This is a genomic window from Duganella sp. Root1480D1 (assembly GCF_001427305.1).
Classification (GTDB): domain Bacteria; phylum Pseudomonadota; class Gammaproteobacteria; order Burkholderiales; family Burkholderiaceae_D; genus Rugamonas.
The window spans coordinates 36,485-53,800 of the sequence record NZ_LMFZ01000045.1; the positions used below are offsets into that span (position 1 = coordinate 36,485).

Genomic DNA, 17,316 nt, shown 5'->3' on the forward strand with positions numbered 1-17,316 from the left:
TTCAAGTGCCGTGGTGTGCGGCCAGGCGGTTGACGGCCGTGCGGATGGCAGGAATCAGTTCGCTGGCGGTGAGTCCGATCGGGCCTGCTCCCTCGGTGACGAGGACGTCGGCCGCCATGCCGTGCAGCCATACCCCCGCCAGCGCCGCTTCCCATTCCGGCCAGCCCTGGGCCAGCAGGCTGCCACACAGTCCTGATAGCACATCGCCGGTTCCCGCCGTAGCGAGGGCTGGGTTGCCGGTTGTATTGACCGCAATCTCGCCGTTGCGGGCCGCAATCACGGTTCCCGAGCCCTTGAGCACGACGGTCGCCGCCAGCCGGGCGGCCAGGGCGCGTGCCGCCTTCGGCCGGTCGGCCTGGATCTCGGCTGCCGTCATCCCAAGCAGGCGGGCCGCTTCCAGCGGGTGGGGCGTCAGGATACAGGGCGCCTTGCGCTGAGCCAGTTGCTTGCGCAGGGCCTCTGAGCCAGCCAAAAGGTTGAGTGCATCTGCGTCGAGTACTGCCGGGCTTTGACTATGCAGCGCGCCGGCCAGCATTTCTGCGCTCGCCGCGGAGCCGCCCATGCCGGGGCCGAGCACCAGTACTGCACTATTAAAATCGAATTCTTGCGCGCTGCGGCACATGAGTTCGGGTTGCGCGGCATCGAATGCCGGCGGTTCGCCCACGAAGCAGGCGTAGACGCGGCCCGCGCCGCTGTTGAGGGCCGTGCGGGCTGCCAGGATCGGCGCTCCGGCCATGCCGCGCGCGCCGCCCACCACCGCGACGCTGCCATTGCTGCCTTTGTGTGAACTGTGGCGGCGCCTGCGTGCACAATGGGCGAACAAGGCCACGTCATTCAGCCTTGCTCGCGCGGCGGTGAACAGCTCGCGGCCAATCTCGAGGTTGCTGACCATGATTACGCCGGCGTGGTCTCGGCCCTCTGCCGTGTGCAAGCCTGGCTTGTCGCCGATGAAGGTGACAGTGTGCGTGGCGCGTATCGAGACGCCCTGGACGGCGGCGCCGACGATTGCGCCGGTATCGGCGTCAAGGCCGCTGGGGACGTCGAGGGCGAGTATTGGGCAGCCTATTGCATTGACCGTCGTGACCAGCCTTGCGAAGTCGCCAGTGATCGGCCGCGCCAGGCCGATGCCGAACAAGCCATCGACAACCAGGTTCCACTCTGTGCCTGCCGCGACAGTACACGCTTCAGCAGTGCTGTTGATCGCTGCAAAGCGGGCAGGGGAATTTCGTGCACGCTGGAGCGCATCCACGCGTTCCGCAGCAGCCGTGCCCGGGGGCGCGAAATGCAGTACGGTGACCTGTGCACCGGCATGGCCGAGATGCGCTGCGGTTTCCAGCGCGTCGCCGCCGTTATTGCCGGGACCCGCCAGCACCAATACTTGTGCGCGTTGAATGGTGAAGGGCAGCAGGTCGAGCGCCTCGTTCGCACCTGCCTGTCCAGCGCGCTGCATGAGCGCGCCGTCGGGCAAACGCTGAGCCGCAGCGTGCTCGATCGCGCGGATTTCTGCAATCGTAAAGAGGGGCGTCATGCGGGGCATTCTAGCACTACAATAACTGCTTCACGATTAGAGCGAGGCAGCGCAATGGATTGGCAATTCTGGATCGACCGTGGCGGTACTTTCACCGATATCGTGGCGCGCCGGCCTGATGGCAGCCTGGCTACCCATAAGCTGCTGTCGGAAAGTCCCGAACATTACCGCGATGCCGCCATTGCCGGTATTCGCCACCTGCTCGGCGTCGCCGCAGGCGGTCCGATTCCGGTCGAGCAGGTCGACGCCGTGAAGATGGGCACCACCGTGGCCACCAACGCGCTACTCGAGCGCAAAGGCGAGCCCACCGTGCTGGCGATTACGCGCGGTTTCCGCGACGCGCTGCGCATCGCTTACCAGAACCGGCCACGCCTGTTCGAGCGCCATATCGTGCTGCCTGAGCTGCTCTACCGGCACGTCGTCGAAATCGATGAACGCATGGGTGCCCATGGCGAAGTGGTGCAGCCGCTGGATGCCGCTGCGGCGCGTGCCGGGCTGCAGGCGCATTACGACAAAGGCCTGCGCTCGATTGCCATCGTCCTGATGCACGGCTACCGCTATACCGCGCATGAGGCCAGTCTGGCGCAAATTGCGCGCGAGATCGGTTTCACCCAGGTCTCCGTTTCGCACCAGGTCAGCCCGATGATGAAGCTGGTGGCGCGCGGCGATACGACCGTGGTGGACGCCTACCTGTCGCCGATCCTGCGCCGCTACGTCGACCAGGTCGCCTGCGAACTGCCGGGTGTGAACCTGCAATTCATGCAGTCCAGCGGCGGCCTGACTGATGCGCGTACTTTCCAGGGCAAGGATTCGATCCTGAGCGGCCCGGCGGGCGGCATCGTCGGCATGGTGCGGGCCAGCCGCGCGGCCGGTTTCGAAAAAATCATCGGCTTCGACATGGGCGGCACCTCGACCGACGTTTCGCACTTCTCGGGTGAATTCGAGCGCGTTTTCGAGACTCAGGTAGCCGGCGTGCGCATGCGCGCACCGATGATGAGCATTCACACCGTCGCAGCCGGCGGCGGCTCCATCCTGCATTTCGACGGCAGCCGTTTCCGTGTTGGCCCCGATAGCGCTGGCGCCGACCCTGGCCCTGCCAGCTATCGCCGCGGCGGCCCGCTGGCAGTCACCGACTGCAACGTCATGCTCGGCAAGATCCAGCCCGACTTCTTCCCGAAACTGTTCGGCAGCGACGGCGCGCAGGCGCTCGATGCCGCGGCAGTGCGTGAAAAGTTCGGCGCCATGGCTGCTGAAATCCAGGCTGCAACGGGCGCACCTTCTTCGCCGGAGCAGGTTGCCGAAGGTTTTATCGAGATCGCTGTGGGTAATATGGCCAATGCGATCAAGCAGATCTCCGTCCAGCGCGGCCATGACGTGACCGAATATGCCCTCACCAGTTTCGGCGGCGCCGGAGGCCAGCATGCTTGCCTGGTGGCCGATGCGCTGGGCATGAAAACGGTCTTCATCCATTCGCTGGCCGGCGTGCTTTCCGCCTACGGCATGGGCCTGGCCGACCAGACTGCAATGCGCGAAAGCGCCGTCGAATTGCGCCTGGCAGCCGAGGCGTTGCCTGCACTGGAGTCCCGCCTGCAGGCCCTTGGCGCGGAAGCTGTCGCTGACCTGCGCGCCCAGGCCGTCGCCGACGATCGAATCAGCGTGGTCCACCGTGTCCACCTGCGTTACGAAGGCACGGATTCAGCCTTGATCGTACTGTTCGACACTATCGACAGCATGACGGCGCAGTTCGAATCCGCCTACCGCAAGCGTTTCTCGTTCCTGATGCCGGCCAAGGCACTGATCGTGGAGGCAGTTTCGGTGGAGGCCATCGGCAAATCCGACGCTCCGCCCGAAGCTGCGCCGCAACAGGCGCCGCGCCACGCGCCGCTGGCCCCATCGCAGACCGTGCGGATGTACAGCGCCGGGCAATGGCACGACACGGGGCTGTTCAAGCGCGACGCGACCCGTATCGGCGACATCATCAAAGGGCCGGCCATCATTGCCGAAGCCAACGCCACGACAATCGTGGAGCCGGGCTGGCAAGCCGAAGTGACTCCACAAGACCATTTGGTGCTGACCCGCGTGGAAGCACTGCCGGTGCGGCGCGCCATCGGCACCACGGCCGATCCGGTCATGCTGGAGATCTTCAATAACCTGTTCATGTCGATTGCCGAGCAGATGGGCCTGCGCCTGCAGAACACGGCCTATTCGGTCAACATCAAGGAGCGCCTGGATTTCAGTTGCGCCATTTTTGACGCCGAAGGCAACCTGATCGCCAATGCCCCGCATATGCCGGTACACCTTGGCTCGATGGGAGAGAGCATCAAGACGGTGATGCGCGAAAATGCCGGCCAGATGCAACCAGGCGATGTCTACATGCTGAACGACCCCTATAACGGCGGCACCCACCTGCCGGATGTTACGGTTATCACGCCGGTGTTTGACGAGGCGGACAGGGAAATCCTGTTCTACGTCGGTTCGCGCGGCCACCATGCCGACATTGGCGGCAGCACGCCGGGATCGATGCCGCCGGACTCGCGCAATATCGAGGAAGAGGGCGTCTTGATCAACAATTTCAAGCTGGTCGACGGCGCTGCCGGCGGCCGGTTGCGCGAGGCCGAGGCGCGCGCCTTGCTGGCCGGTGCGCGCTATCCGGCGCGCAACCCGGACCAGAACATGGCCGATTTCCGCGCCCAGGTGGCAGCAAACCAGAAGGGTGTGGAGGAGTTGCGCAAGATGGTCGCGCATTTCGGCCTGGACGTGGTGCGGGCGTACATGGGCCACGTGCAGGATAACGCCGAGGAAGCAGTGCGGCGCGTGATCAGCGCCCTGCGCGACGGCAGCTATGAATTGAAACTCGATAACGGCGCGGTGATCAACGTTGCCGTTCGCGTCAATGCTGCCGAACGGAGCGCCGAGATCGATTTCAGCGGCACCTCGGGCCAGTTGCAGAATAACTTCAATGCTCCCTCCGCGGTGTGCATGGCTGCAGTGCTATATGTTTTCCGGACCCTGGTGAACGACGATATACCGCTTAACGCTGGCTGCCTGAAACCGCTGCACGTGATCATTCCGCCGGGCTCCATGCTTAACCCGCATTACCCCGCATCAGTCGTATCGGGCAATGTAGAGACGTCGACCTGCATCACCAATGCGCTGTACGGCGCGCTGGGTGTACAGGGCGCCTCGCAAGGGACGATGAACAACTTCACCTTCGGTAACGCGAGATACCAGTATTACGAAACCATCAGCGGGGGCTCCGGCGCGGGCGACGGCTTCAACGGTACCGACGTGGTGCAGACCAATATGACCAACTCGCGCTTGACCGACCCGGAAATCCTGGAGTTCCGTTTCCCGGTAAGATTGGAAAGCTATGAGATCCGCCACGGTTCGGGCGGCGCCGGCCGCTGGCATGGCGGCAATGGCGGGGTGCGCAAGGTGCGCTTCCTGGAAGCGATGACGGCAGCCATCCTGTCGAACAACCGCGTCCATGCGGCATTCGGCATGGCCGGCGGCGAGCCGGGTGCCCTGGGCCGTAACACGGTCCAGCGCGCCGACGGCAGCACCGAGCAACTGGGCCACATCGGCAAGACCGATATGCAGCCCGGCGATATCTTCGTGGTGGAAACGCCGGGCGGCGGGGGATTCGGCGCGGTCCAGCAGCGCGGGGATTAGGCGGTCGTCGAGATACCGTACTTGCGCTGAGTGCCCGAATACTGCGCCAGCAGGGCTTCCAGGGCAGGGCTGCCGGCGTCGAGCCGGCGGATGCGGTCGATCAAAGTGCCGGCCTGGTCGCCCAGCGGTGCTTCCCAACCCATTTCGTCCAACTGGCGCAGGATGGCCTGCACGGCGGCATACAGCACTTTGAGGTTGCCCGGTGTGCGGCGCAGGGCCTGATGCAGCGTCGCCACGGCCGCCCGGTGGTCGCCCTGGCGCGCCATGGACTCGGCCTCAGTGACCAGTTCCTGCATGACGTTGTCGATTTTCTCTCCAACGCCGCGCGCCAGGTCGTGGCGGCCGGCTTTTTCGAACACGCTGACCGCTTCTTCCATCGTGATCGGCTTCTCGTTATCGTTCATCATGTGCATGACGACGTCGGCGGCGTCCTTGTCCAGGCGATGCTTCAGGCAGGAGTCCACCAGGCCGATGCGCAGCCGGTTCGACAGGCCGCGCGCCATGCCCACCGCCGTCACGGCGTTCGACAGCTCGGAGGCCGCCTCGGTGGCGTGTCCGGTCACGTCCAGCAGCAGGGCCGAGGAGATATGCTTGCACACTTCCGTATTGGCGCTGGCGCGCAGCGTGCGCTCCATGTCGCGGATCACGCCGGAAGCCTGGTTGACGTCACCCTTGCGCACCAGGGCGCGCACCAGGTTCACATGGTCCTCAGGGTCGCGGAACTCCGAATAGCGCGCCTTGGTAACGACCTGGCGGAACGCTTTCTCGGCTCCGGTGATATCGCCGGTACCATAAGCGACTTCACCCAGATGGCGCAGGCGCCGCACCATGTTTGGTGACATGGAAACCGCGTCTTCCAGGATCTTCTTCGCCTGCTGCGACTGCCCCATCGCCTCGTATGAACGGGCCAGCAAGTCGTATGCTGCCATCATGTTCGGATTCGCTTCGAGCAGGCGCTCCAGCGTGCCAATGGCGTCGCCATGGCGTTCCAGGCCGAACTGGCAGCGCGCCAGCCCGAGTTGCGCCCAGCCCGTAGGGCGCCCGATGAGGATCGTCTGGTAGATCATTTCGGCTTGCGCAAGATCGCCGAGTTCGTAGTGCAGTTCGGCCCGCAGGCGTGCAAATTCGGTGGCGTAGCGGGGATTGGCGCTTTCCGCTTCGTGGCATGCATCGATGGCTTCGCGCTGCTTGCTTTGCGCGATAAGCTGGTAGATCGGCATGAAGATTGCGCGGCGTTCGACGGCGCGGCCGATGCGCTGCATCAGGCCATCGACGGTGAAGGGCTTCAGCACGTAGTCGGTCGGCGTCAGTTCGGCTGCGCCAATCACCTTGGTCTGCACCGCCTCCGAGGTCAGCATGATGAAGATGGCCGACCGGTCGATCAGCTTGTGATGGCGCAGGTCTTCCAGCAATTGCTGCCCGTCCTGGCCGTTGTCATCGTTGCCGCTGCCGAGGTCATATTCGCACAGGATGACGTCGAAGCGCTTATTGGTCAGTTGCCGGATCGCCGTGCCCGAGCTGACGGCATACTCGATCCGCGTAATCGAGGCCTGATTCAGCATATTGTGCAGGTTGCCCCGCATTGCCGGGTTGGGGTCGATGATCAGTACCGACAGGTCGCTATACGATTGCATTAACTTCGTCTCTTATTGTTTGCCCCGGAGGGTGACATATTGTGATGATAACGCAGCCAGCATCGGATGATGGGGATCTGCCTTGCGCATTCGTATCAACAATGCCGCACATTGCTCGCCCAGCGCCGATTCCCAGCCGCTGTCTCCCATCAGGCGCAGCATGGCGGAGGCGAGGGCGGAGATCAAGCCGGCGTTCTCCGGCCGCCGCCGCACGGCCACCAGGAGTACCTCAATGGCGCCGCGCTGGTCGCCCTGGCCACTGCGCGCCGCCGCCTGCCGGACCAGGCCGTCGAGGTAGCGCTCCACGCTGTCGCCCTGGTTTTGCGCCAGTTCGGCACGGCCGGCGCGCTCGTAGACCGCCGCCGCATCGGATTCGGTGACGCCGCTCGCAGGATCGCCCGCCAGCGCGTCCAGCAGCTGCATGCCTTGCTCGTCCATCCCTTGGGACAGGCAATTTTCCGCCAGGTCCATTTTCAGGCCAGTTGACAGCTGGTTTGCTTCGCCGGCGGCGCGTACTGCATTCGCCAGTTCCTTGTGCATCGCTTCCCCATTGCCGTTCAACTCCTGCAGCAGGGCGGCGGAAAAAGCCTTGCAGGCATCGGTCGCAGGCCCGCTGCGGGCCGACCGCTCTAGTTCGCGCAGGGCATTCGCTGCGGCCACCGCGTCACCTTTCTGGACCAGGGTTCGCACCAGGTTCACATGGTCTTCCGGATCGCGAAATTCCGAATATTTGGATCTGGCGACCACCTGCTTGAAAGTCTTTTCGGCGGCATCCAGATCGCCGGCCTGCAGCGCCACCTGGCCGAGGTGGCGCAGGCGCCGCACCATATGGGGCGAGATCGAGACCGCCGCCTCCAGCGCCGCGCGAGCCTCTGCCGGCTGGCCAAGGGCTTGCTGGGTCCGGGCCATGAGGTCGTAGGCCGCCATGTATTTGGGATTGTCGTCGATCAGGCGCTGCAGGGTATCGAGGGTTTCGGCCAATTGGTCTTGCAGGAATTGACAGCGCGCCAGGCCATGCTGGGCCCAGCCAAGCGGGCGGGTTTCGAGGATTTCGCGGTAGATCGTTTCAGCCTGCGCCACTTCACCCACGGCCGCATGCGCCTCGGCGCGCAAACGGGCGCACTCTGTGGCATAGCGCGGATTCGCCGCTGCCGCTACTTCGCTTGCCAGTATCGCCTCGCGCGGTTTGTCGCGCTCGATCATCTGGTGGATCGGGAGCAGGGCGGCGCGGCGGTCGACGGCCCGCGCAATGCGCTGGGCCAGCACGTCTACCGTGAAGGGCTTGAGGATGTAGTCGGTTGGCGTCAATTCCGCCGCGCTCACCACCTTGCTGTACACGCCCTCCGTGGTCAGCATGATGAAAATCATGGAAGGGGAGACCAGCTTGTGGTGGCGCAGGTCTTCCAGCAACTGCTGCCCATCCTGTCCCTGCTCATTGCCCAGGTCGTATTCGCACAAGACGAGGTCGAACCCCTTCTTTTCGAGGTGGCGGATGGCGCTTCCTGCGCTCACGCCGTGCTCGATGCGGGTGATCCCCAGTTGGCCCAACATATTGTGCAAGCCGCTGCGCATATGCTGGTTAGGGTCGATAAGCAGGACTGACAGGTCGCTATATTCTTGCATTTTGAGGGCAGAAGGCTGTCATAGAGGGAGAATACCCCAAGGACGCTCAAAAAACAGGCGAAAATACAGCAAATGTTGCTTTCGGACCAATGAAGGAAGGGTGGGAAGTGATGCCTGAAACAAGTATAATGTCGGCAAATCGAAATACAGCAAGACCAGTCAGCTCGTGCACAGTATTCCTTTAAACCGCAGCAACGCTGCATTCTTCACGCCCCCACTATGTTGATTCTGCCGGGTTCCAACGCCCTGTCCTCCTTCCGTAGCCAACGCCTCCTCAACCAGCTTCAAGCAGTTCTGCCGTCCATTACGTCGGTGCAAGCCCGCTTTATCCACTTTGTCGACGCCGCTTCGCCCCTGTCCGAAGTCGATCTGAACCGCATGAATGGCCTGCTGACCTACGGCGAGCCAGCCTTGCCGGAGCACGCTGAAGGCGTGGTGGAAGAGTTTGTCGTCATTCCCCGTTTCGGCACCATCTCGCCGTGGGCTTCCAAGGCCACCGACATCGTGCATAACTGCGGCATGGCGCACATCCACCGCGTGGAGCGTGGCGTTGCCTACCGCATCAACCTGAAGGGCGGCATCCTGGGCACCGGCCTGGGCGCAGCCAAGAAGCTGGATAGCGAGCAGGCGCAAGCCGTTGCCGCGCTGCTGCACGACCGCATGACCGAGTCCGTGCTGCGCCATCCTGACCAGGCTGCCGGCCTGTTCTCGAGCCTGGAAGCCAAGCCGCTGGAATCGATCGACGTGCTGGGCGCTGGCCGCAATGCGCTGGAAAAAGCCAACACCGACCTGGGCCTGGCGATGTCGGACGACGAGATCGATTACCTGCTAGAGGCGTTCACCAACGCCAAGCGCAACCCGACCGACGTTGAACTGATGATGTTCGCGCAGGCGAACTCGGAGCACTGCCGCCACAAGATCTTCAACGCCGACTGGACCATCGACGGCGTAGCGCAGGACAAGTCGCTGTTCAAGATGATCAAGAACACCCACGAGAAGAACCCGCGCGGCACCATCGTTGCCTATTCGGACAACTCCTCGATCATCGAAGGCGCCGAAGTCACCCGTTTCTACCCGCGTGAAGGCCAGGAATACGCGCCTTCCACCGAGCTGGTGCACACACTGATGAAGGTGGAAACCCACAACCACCCGACGGCGATTTCCCCATTCCCGGGCGCCTCGACCGGTGCCGGCGGCGAGATCCGCGACGAAGGCGCGACCGGCCGCGGCTCCAAGCCGAAAGCTGGCCTGACCGGCTTCACCGTCTCCAACCTGATGATCCCGGGCGCGGTGCAGGCGTGGGAGAACGCCGCCAATGTGACCGCACCGGTCGGCAAGCGCGACGAAAGCCAGGCTTACGGCAAGCCGGAACGCATCGCTTCGCCGCTGCAGATCATGATCGAAGGCCCGCTGGGCGGCGCCGCATTCTCGAACGAATTCGGCCGTCCTGTGCTGGGCGGCTATTTCCGTACTTACGAACAGAACATCGGGCAGCAATTCGCCGGCGGCAAAGATACCGTGATGGGCTACCACAAGCCGATCATGATCGCTGGCGGTATCGGCAATATCTCCGGTTCGCACACCCACAAGAACGACATTCCGGTCGGCAGCCTGCTGATCCAGTTGGGCGGCCCCGGCATGCGCATCGGCATGGGCGGTTCGGCCGCTTCCTCGATGGCGACCGGCACCAATACCGCCGACCTGGACTTCGACTCCGTCCAGCGCGGCAATCCAGAAATGGAACGCCGTGCCCAGGAAGTCATCAACGGCTGCTGGCAACTGGCCGACAAGAACCCGATCATTTCGATTCACGACGTCGGTGCGGGCGGCCTGTCGAACGCTTTCCCGGAAATCACCAACGACGCCAAGCGCGGCGCGATCTTCGACCTGCGCAAGGTGCCGCTGGAAGAATCCGGCATGGCGCCGAAAGAAATCTGGTCCAACGAATCGCAGGAACGCTACGTGCTGGCCATCGCCCCGGGCGACCTGGCTGGGTTCCAGGCCCTGTGCGAACGTGAGCGTTGCCCATTCGCAGTTGTCGGCGTGGCAACTGAAGAGCGCCAACTGAAGGTAATCGACCAGGAAATGGGCAACAACCCGGTCGACATGCCAATGGAAGTCCTGCTGGGCAAGCCGCCCAAGATGCACCGCGACGTGAAGCACGTGCAGAACGACCTGCCTGCCATCGACCTGACCGGCATTCAGCTCGAAGAAGCCGCCAAGCGCGTGCTGCTGCTGCCAACCGTGGCCGACAAGAGCTTCCTGATCACCATTGGTGACCGTACCGTGGGCGGCATGTCCGTGCGCGACCAGATGGTCGGCCCATGGCAGGTGCCAGTGGCTGACTGCGCGGTGACCACCTTGAGCTACGACGCCTACGTAGGCGAGGCGATGGCGATGGGCGAGCGCACGCCGCTGGCCGTGATCGACGCCCCGGCTTCCGGCCGCATGGCTGTCGGCGAAACCGTCACCAACCTGGCTGCCGCGCCAATCAACGATATTTCGGACATCAAGCTGTCGGCCAACTGGATGGCTGCTTGCGGCCAACCAGGCCAGGATGCAGCCCTGTTTGATACCGTGAAAGCGGTCGGCATGGAACTGTGCCCGGCACTGGGCCTGTCGATCCCGGTCGGCAAGGATTCGCTGTCCATGCGCACCACCTGGAGAGACGAGGGCGCCGACAAGGCCGTGATTTCGCCGGTATCCCTGATCGTTTCCGGTTTCTCGCCGGTGTACGACGTGCGCAAGTCGCTGACCCCGCAGATCCGTACCGACAAGGGCGAGACGTCCCTGATAGTGATCGACCTGGGCCGCGGCAAGAACCGCATGGGTGCTTCCGCCCTGGCCCAAGTCATGGGCCAGTTGGGCAATGCCGCTCCGGATGTGGATTCGCCGGAAGACCTGAAAGGCTTCTTCAACGCGATCCAGCAACTGAACAAGGAAGGCAAGATCCTGGCCTACCACGACCGTTCCGACGGCGGCTTGTACGCAACCCTGGTGGAAATGGCCTTTGCCGGCCGCGCCGGCCTGTCTGTCAACCTGGACATGCTGACCCTGGGCGAAGAAGGTACCATGGATCATGGCGACGCCAAGAACTGGGCTGGCCAGGTGGCTGAGCGCCGCAACGAGCTGACCCTGTCTGCATTGTTCAACGAAGAGCTGGGCGCCGTGATCCAGGTTCGCGCCGAAGAGAAATCGGCCGTCATGGACGTGCTGCGCACCTTCAACCTGGGCGCTTGCAGCCACATCATCGGCAAGCTGAACGACCGTGGCGTGATCGAGTTCACCCGCGACGCCAAAGTCATCTACTCGCAGCCGCGCGCCGAACTGCACCGCCTGTGGAGCGAAACCAGCTGGCGTATCTCGCGCGTGCGCGAGAATCCGGCGACCGCGGATGCCGAATACGATCGCCTGCTGGACGAAAGCGATCCAGGCATGCAGCCAAAAGTGTCCTTCGACATGGCGGAAAACATTGCTACGCCGTTCCTGTCGTCGGGCGTGCGTCCACGGGTGGCGATCCTGCGCGAGCAGGGCGTCAACTCGCATATCGAGACTGCCTGGGCGATGCACCGCGCCGGCTTTGCCGCTGTCGACGTGCACATGAGCGACCTGATTGCGCGCCGCGTTTCGCTGGACGACTTCCAGGGCATTATCGCCGTGGGCGGCTTCTCTTACGGCGACGTGCTGGGTGCGGGCGAAGGCTGGGCCAAGTCCATCCTGTTCAACCCGGAAATGGCTGAGCAGTTCGCCAAGTTCTTCCAGCGCAAAGATACCTTCGGCATGGGCATCTGCAATGGCTGCCAGATGATGTCGAACCTGAAATCGCTGATTCCGGGCGCGCATGCATGGCCGAAGTTCACCACCAACAAATCGGAGAAGTTCGAGGCACGCTTCTCGATGGTGGAAGTACTGGATTCGCCATCGATCTTCCTGCATGGTATGGCCGGCACCCAGACCCCGATCGCGATTGCGCACGGTGAAGGTTTCGCAGACTTCAGCCAGACCGGCAATATCGATGAGGCAATCGGTGCACTGCGCTTTGTGGATAACAAAGGCAGCGCCACCGAAACCTACCCATACAACCCGAACGGTTCGCCGCGCGGCCTGACCTCGGTGACCACGCCTGACGGCCGCTTCACCGTGATGATGCCGCACCCGGAACGCGTTTCCCGCACGGTGCAGAACTCCTGGCACCCGGACGGCTGGGGCGAGGATTCGCCTTGGGCGCGTATGTGGGGCAACGCGCGCAAGTTCATCGGCTAAGGGCTTAAACGCGTTTCCGGCGTGCCGCCAGCAAGGCGGCGATACCGCCGAACATCAACACGGCCCCACCCGGGGCCGGCACCTGGGTCGCATCGGCGAACGTGAAGTCGTCTGCGACCCAGTTGCCACTCTGCTGGCCGAGTTCCCTGCGGTCGATACGGTAGCCGGTGATCGCGCCCAGCATGGCGAAGATGCTGGTGTCGACAAAGGACAGCGGTTCCGGCAATCCCGGATGGCTTTCCGGCAAGTCAAATACGACAGAGGCGAGTTCGCTGGCACCATTCAGCGCCACGATCGTGACCTGGTCAGCACCACCTTCTCCAAATCCATAGTATTGATTGCGGCCGAACCAAGCGCCGGTCAGGACCTTATTGGTCGTGATGGTCATGCCGGTCGAACCCGAGGAGTTGGAGACGAAATAATGTCCGGAATGCGGACTGCCAAATAGCGGGCTGCCTGCTCCGCCAACCCTATATTGGTCCCCGACTACTCCAAACCGGTCATCCCAAATGACGCCCTGATACTCCAGGCTGGCGGTCGAATTGGTCCATTGAATGCCGGTCGCACTGTCCAGCGCGGGCGGGAATGGCAGGTCGTCAAACGTGGCAATTACGCCTGCCATGGCGGGAGTTGCGGCAATAAAAGCGCCGCAAACGATTAACTGCCGTATCGCGAGTTTATTCATGTCCAGCCTCCTTTTAGTTGTCACGAGTTTAACGCGACATTTTCAGGGGCGGCAATTGTGCACATTATTATTGTTGTTTTAACGCTGCCTGGCGGCTACCACATTGCATGCTAACTACTGGCATATACACGCCAGTTTCGGGCTTAGCCCCCGGGGGAGAGGTGCTTGCCCGCCTCGCGGATACTCAACTTGGACAGCGCAGTCTTATTTTCACTAATGAATAGAGCGACATTATGTGGAGCATGCCGCGCATAATCCCGCAGGGCCCAGCCAATTGCTTTCTGAATGAAAAATTCATTTTCATGGCCAAGGGCGAGTGAATAACGGAACAGGCGCATTTCGTCGGTTTTGCCTCGCCAACCCAATTGATGGAGCAAGGCAATCCGCCGCATCCAGAAATTATCGTGCTTCAAAGCAGCATCCATTTCGTGGTGATTGAAACGCAGGACGTCGCCGATAATGCCAGCCATGCCGTCGACAGAATCCCACCACGATTTCCGCAATACAAAGGCGAGCAGCTCCGGCAAATCGGCACTTTCGAACTGCTTCCAATGCGCGGCCATCAAATCCAGGGCCGCATACTGATATTCCCGTTCCGGAAATTGCCAAAGCTCGCTGGCGACGCCGATCAGTTCGGCCGACGGCGCTCCTTTGAAATCACGGATCAGCGGCTTCAGTGCCTCGCGCCGTGCAGGGGTTGGTATGCCGAGGAAAGGGAACTGGTCGCGCATATACGCGCGCATCGCTGGAGCCCGAGCGGCATCGGAGAGCGGGGCGAGGGTGGAGAGGAAGTCTTTAGTCGTTGGCATAATAAAAAAGCGCCCCGTGGGGCGCTTGATCAAGGCGGCCGGCGAGGGCGCGCCTGGGATTATTGCACTTTAGCCTTGGCAACCAACTGGTCGCGGTAAGCCGCAACTTTACGCTGGGTCAGGGACTCAGCGATCTGGCCCTTGATTTCTTCCAGGGAAGGTACTTTGGCAGCGCGGGAGCCTTCCAGCTTGATCACGTGGTAGCCGAATTGCGATTGCACTGGCTTGTCGGTGACTTGGCCGTCTTTCAGGGCCACCATCGCATCAGCGAATGGCTTCACGTAGTTGCCTGGGGCTGCCCAGTCCAGGTCGCCGCCGTTGGCTGCCGAACCCGGGTCTTGCGAGGCCTTGGCCAGATCTTCAAACTTGGCGCCGCCTTTCAGCTTGGCGACGATGTCGGTCGCTTCTTTCTCGGTCTTCACCAGGATGTGGCGAGCGTGGTATTCCTTTTCGCCCTTGGAGGCTTTGAACTGGTCGTAAGCGGACTTGATTTCAGCGTCGCTGACAGGGTTCTTCTTGACGTAGTCAACCAGCAGGGCGCGGATGATGATGTCCTGGCGAGCCTGCTCCAGGGCGTCTTTCACTTCCTTGTTCGCAGCAACGCCTTGCTTGGTCGCTTCCTGGACCAGAACTTCGCGGCCGATCAGGGATTTCTTGATCATGTCGCGCAGTTGTGGCGAGTCAGGCTGGCCTTGGGCAGCGGCTTGTTTGACAGCGGCATCCATCTGGGCGGATGGGATCGCTTTGCCGTTCACGGTAGCGACGGTCTGGGCGAAAGCAGGGGTGGCTGCAACTGCGATCAGTGCCAACAGCAGGGTAGCTGGTTTAAATTTCATTGAGTGTTTCCTTAGTTAAAATAAATCCGGCGCCACGTGGGCGCCGGATCAGGTCCGTGACGGATTATTGTACTTTGGCTTTCTTAACCAGGGATTCCTGATAGGACTGCAGTTTTGCGCGCATCAGGGAATCGGCGATACGTGGCTTCACTTCTTCCAGGGTAGGCAGTTTGACTGGACGGGTGTCGTCAACCTTGATCACATGGAAACCGCTTGGGGTTTGCACTGGCTTCTCGGTAACCTGGCCTTTTTGCAGGGAGGCGAATGCATCTGCGAAGACTTTAGGGAAGTTGCCTGGGGTACCCCAGTCCAGGTCGCCGCCATTCGCTGCCGAGCCGGTGTCCTTGGAGTTTTTGGCCAGGTCTTCGAACTTGGCGCCGCCTTTCAGCTTGGCGATGATGTCGTTAGCTTCTTTTTCGGTTTCCACCAGGATGTGGCGCACGTGGTATTCCTTGTCGCCTTCGGCGGCAACGGCGCGGTCGTATTCAGCCTTGATCTCGGCATCGCCAACCGGGTTCTTCTTCACGTAGTCAGCAGCCAGGGCGTTCAGCATGATGTCCTGACGAGCCTGTTCCAGGGCGGTGGTCACGTCCTTGCTCTTGGACAGGCCTTGCTTCTCGGCTTCCTGGATCATTACTTCGCGGCCGATCAGGGACTTCTTGATCATGTCGCGCAGTTGCGGGGTGTCTTGCTGCTGGCCTTGGGCAACGACTTGCTTGACCAGGGCGTCAACTTTGGCGGTCGGGATGGCTTTGCCATTGACGACAGCGGCGTTCTGGGCGAAAGCTGGTGCAGCGGCAACGGCGATAAGTGCGAGCAGCAAGCGGGCTGGCTTGAAAGTCATTTAGTCTAATTCCTAGGGAAAGTTTACTGAATTGCGGGGATTTTGGGCTGGTTCGCCGAGATGTCTCTACTATTCAACGATCGAGGTTCTTTTTGATGTTTCCCAAAAACTCCGCGCATATCATACTTCGGACGGTGCCAGTGCGGTAATGGCCAATGCATGAATTTCTTTATGCATCATATCGTGCACGGAATCATACACCAGACGATGGCGCATGACGAGTTTCACACCTTCGAATTTAGTAGAGACAATTTTCAGTCGGTAATGGCCGCCGCCGGAGGCAGCGCCGGCATGGCCGGCATGCAGGGCCGATTCATCATCGAGCACAATTTCCGACGGGGCCAGTGCTGCTTCCAGGCGTTCACGAATCTTGGTCAGGCGCGGGTCGCTCATGCTTCATCCTTAATATGTTTAGAGAGGTAGAAAGCCTGCGCGATAAAGAACACCAGCATCAATCCGGTAACGCCGAAGGCCTTGAAATTGACCCAGGCATCGTTATCCGACTTGAACAGGATGAAGGCGACAAACAGGTTAACAAAACCCAACACCAGCCAGAAGGTAATCCACATGAAATGCAGGCGCACCCAGACGTGCTCCGGCAGTTGCACCTGCTTTTCCATCGCCAGGCGAATCATGTTTTTATCGAAGAAGCGGTAAGCAACCAACATAGCAGTGGCCAGGAACCAGTAAATAATGGTCGGCTTCCACTTGATAAAGTCATCGTCGTGGAAATAGATCGTCATGCCGCCAAATACGATAAACACTACAAGGGAAACCCATAGTACTCCGTCGACTTTCTTGCGACGTGCCAGCAGATATAACACCTGGGCAGCGGTGCCGATAATACCGACGATGGTGGCGGCTACGATCGGCGCCTGAGAAGCCGGAATTGCGCCTCCGGATACCAGGCTGCCTAAATGGGCATTCAGCATGGCGTGCACAGCTTCCTGGTGGCCGCCGGCGAATTTGTAGCTGACAAAGAACAGAATCAGCGGAAACAGGTCGAAAATAATCTTCATCTTATTAAGGCGTTGGTTCGAAACGCAGCGACGCCGAATTAATGCAATAGCGTAATCCGGTCGGCGGCGGACCATCAGGGAAGACATGGCCTAGGTGGGCATCACATACTGCACAGATGATTTCGGTGCGCAGCATACCATGCGAACGGTCCGTTTTCTCGATGATATTCGCTGGATTGAGCGCCTTGAAGTAGCTCGGCCAACCGCAGCCGGAATCGAACTTGGCATCCGATTCGAACAAGGGCGTATTGCAGCAGACGCAGGTATAGATGCCGTGCTCGTGGTGATCCCAGAACTTGCCGGTAAACGCGCGTTCGGTAGCGGCGTGGCGCGTGACCTGGTATTCCATCGGGTCGAGCTGGGCGCGCCATTCGGCATCGGTCTTGACTACTTTATCGCTCAT

The 17,316-nt window shown here is 61.4% G+C and carries 12 protein-coding genes; 2 read left to right on the plus strand and 10 right to left on the minus strand.

All coding sequences use genetic code 11. From position 1 onward, the window contains the following. Position 1 precedes the first annotated feature (1 nt). Positions 2 to 1,528, minus strand: a complete 1,527-nt coding sequence (locus ASD58_RS23165) for a bifunctional ADP-dependent NAD(P)H-hydrate dehydratase/NAD(P)H-hydrate epimerase (protein ID WP_057263576.1) — start codon at positions 1,526 to 1,528, stop codon at positions 2 to 4. Positions 1,529 to 1,582: 54 nt separating this feature from the next. Here ASD58_RS23165 and ASD58_RS23170 point away from each other — a divergent pair, with 54 nt between their 5' ends. Next, positions 1,583 to 5,200 (plus strand): hydantoinase B/oxoprolinase family protein, encoded by a 3,618-nt coding sequence (locus ASD58_RS23170; protein WP_057263577.1) that lies wholly within the window; start codon positions 1,583 to 1,585, stop codon positions 5,198 to 5,200. Here the strand turns inward: ASD58_RS23170 and ASD58_RS23175 are convergent. Together ASD58_RS23175 and ASD58_RS23180 are read right to left on the minus strand one after the other, a co-directional pair. Beyond that, complete coding sequence (locus ASD58_RS23175; protein WP_057263578.1) at positions 5,197 to 6,834, minus strand: tetratricopeptide repeat protein; 1,638 nt, start codon at positions 6,832 to 6,834, stop codon at positions 5,197 to 5,199. The genes ASD58_RS23170 and ASD58_RS23175 overlap by 4 nt on opposite strands. 12 nt (positions 6,835 to 6,846) lie before the next feature. Beyond that, positions 6,847 to 8,457 carry a tetratricopeptide repeat-containing response regulator gene (locus ASD58_RS23180; protein ID WP_057263579.1) on the minus strand — a complete coding sequence of 537 codons (1,611 nt, stop codon included), beginning with the start codon at positions 8,455 to 8,457 and terminating at the stop codon, positions 6,847 to 6,849. A gap of 219 nt (positions 8,458 to 8,676) precedes the next feature. Here ASD58_RS23180 and purL point away from each other — a divergent pair, with 219 nt between their 5' ends. Then, a complete protein-coding gene (purL, locus tag ASD58_RS23185) occupies positions 8,677 to 12,720 on the plus strand; it encodes a phosphoribosylformylglycinamidine synthase (protein ID WP_057263581.1) in 4,044 nt (1,347 codons plus the stop codon). A 4-nt stretch (positions 12,721 to 12,724) separates the two neighbouring features. On the opposite strand, the gene ASD58_RS23190 is transcribed toward purL, so the two are convergent. From ASD58_RS23190 to msrB, 7 genes are all read right to left on the minus strand, one after another. Continuing rightward, on the minus strand, positions 12,725 to 13,405 hold the full coding sequence (locus tag ASD58_RS23190; protein WP_156401446.1) for a hypothetical protein: 681 nt from the start codon (positions 13,403 to 13,405) through the stop codon (positions 12,725 to 12,727). Between the two features lie 143 nt (positions 13,406 to 13,548). Beyond that, positions 13,549 to 14,247: a DNA alkylation repair protein gene (locus ASD58_RS23195; protein WP_229210079.1), complete on the minus strand. Its 699-nt coding sequence runs from the start codon at positions 14,245 to 14,247 to the stop codon at positions 13,549 to 13,551. A 26-nt stretch (positions 14,248 to 14,273) separates the two neighbouring features. Continuing rightward, positions 14,274 to 15,050, minus strand: a complete 777-nt coding sequence (locus tag ASD58_RS23200; RefSeq protein WP_057263583.1) for a peptidylprolyl isomerase — start codon at positions 15,048 to 15,050, stop codon at positions 14,274 to 14,276. Positions 15,051 to 15,114: 64 nt separating this feature from the next. Then, positions 15,115 to 15,894 carry a peptidylprolyl isomerase gene (locus ASD58_RS23205; protein ID WP_057263585.1) on the minus strand — a complete coding sequence of 260 codons (780 nt, stop codon included), beginning with the start codon at positions 15,892 to 15,894 and terminating at the stop codon, positions 15,115 to 15,117. A gap of 120 nt (positions 15,895 to 16,014) precedes the next feature. Then, positions 16,015 to 16,287 (minus strand): BolA family transcriptional regulator, encoded by a 273-nt coding sequence (locus ASD58_RS23210; RefSeq protein ID WP_057263587.1) that lies wholly within the window; start codon positions 16,285 to 16,287, stop codon positions 16,015 to 16,017. After that, positions 16,284 to 16,913 carry a septation protein A gene (locus ASD58_RS23215; protein ID WP_057263588.1) on the minus strand — a complete coding sequence of 210 codons (630 nt, stop codon included), beginning with the start codon at positions 16,911 to 16,913 and terminating at the stop codon, positions 16,284 to 16,286. Before ASD58_RS23215 ends, ASD58_RS23210 begins: the two co-directional genes overlap by 4 nt. Positions 16,914 to 16,917: 4 nt before the next feature. Then, positions 16,918 to 17,316: a peptide-methionine (R)-S-oxide reductase MsrB gene (gene msrB / locus ASD58_RS23220; protein WP_057263591.1), complete on the minus strand. Its 399-nt coding sequence runs from the start codon at positions 17,314 to 17,316 to the stop codon at positions 16,918 to 16,920.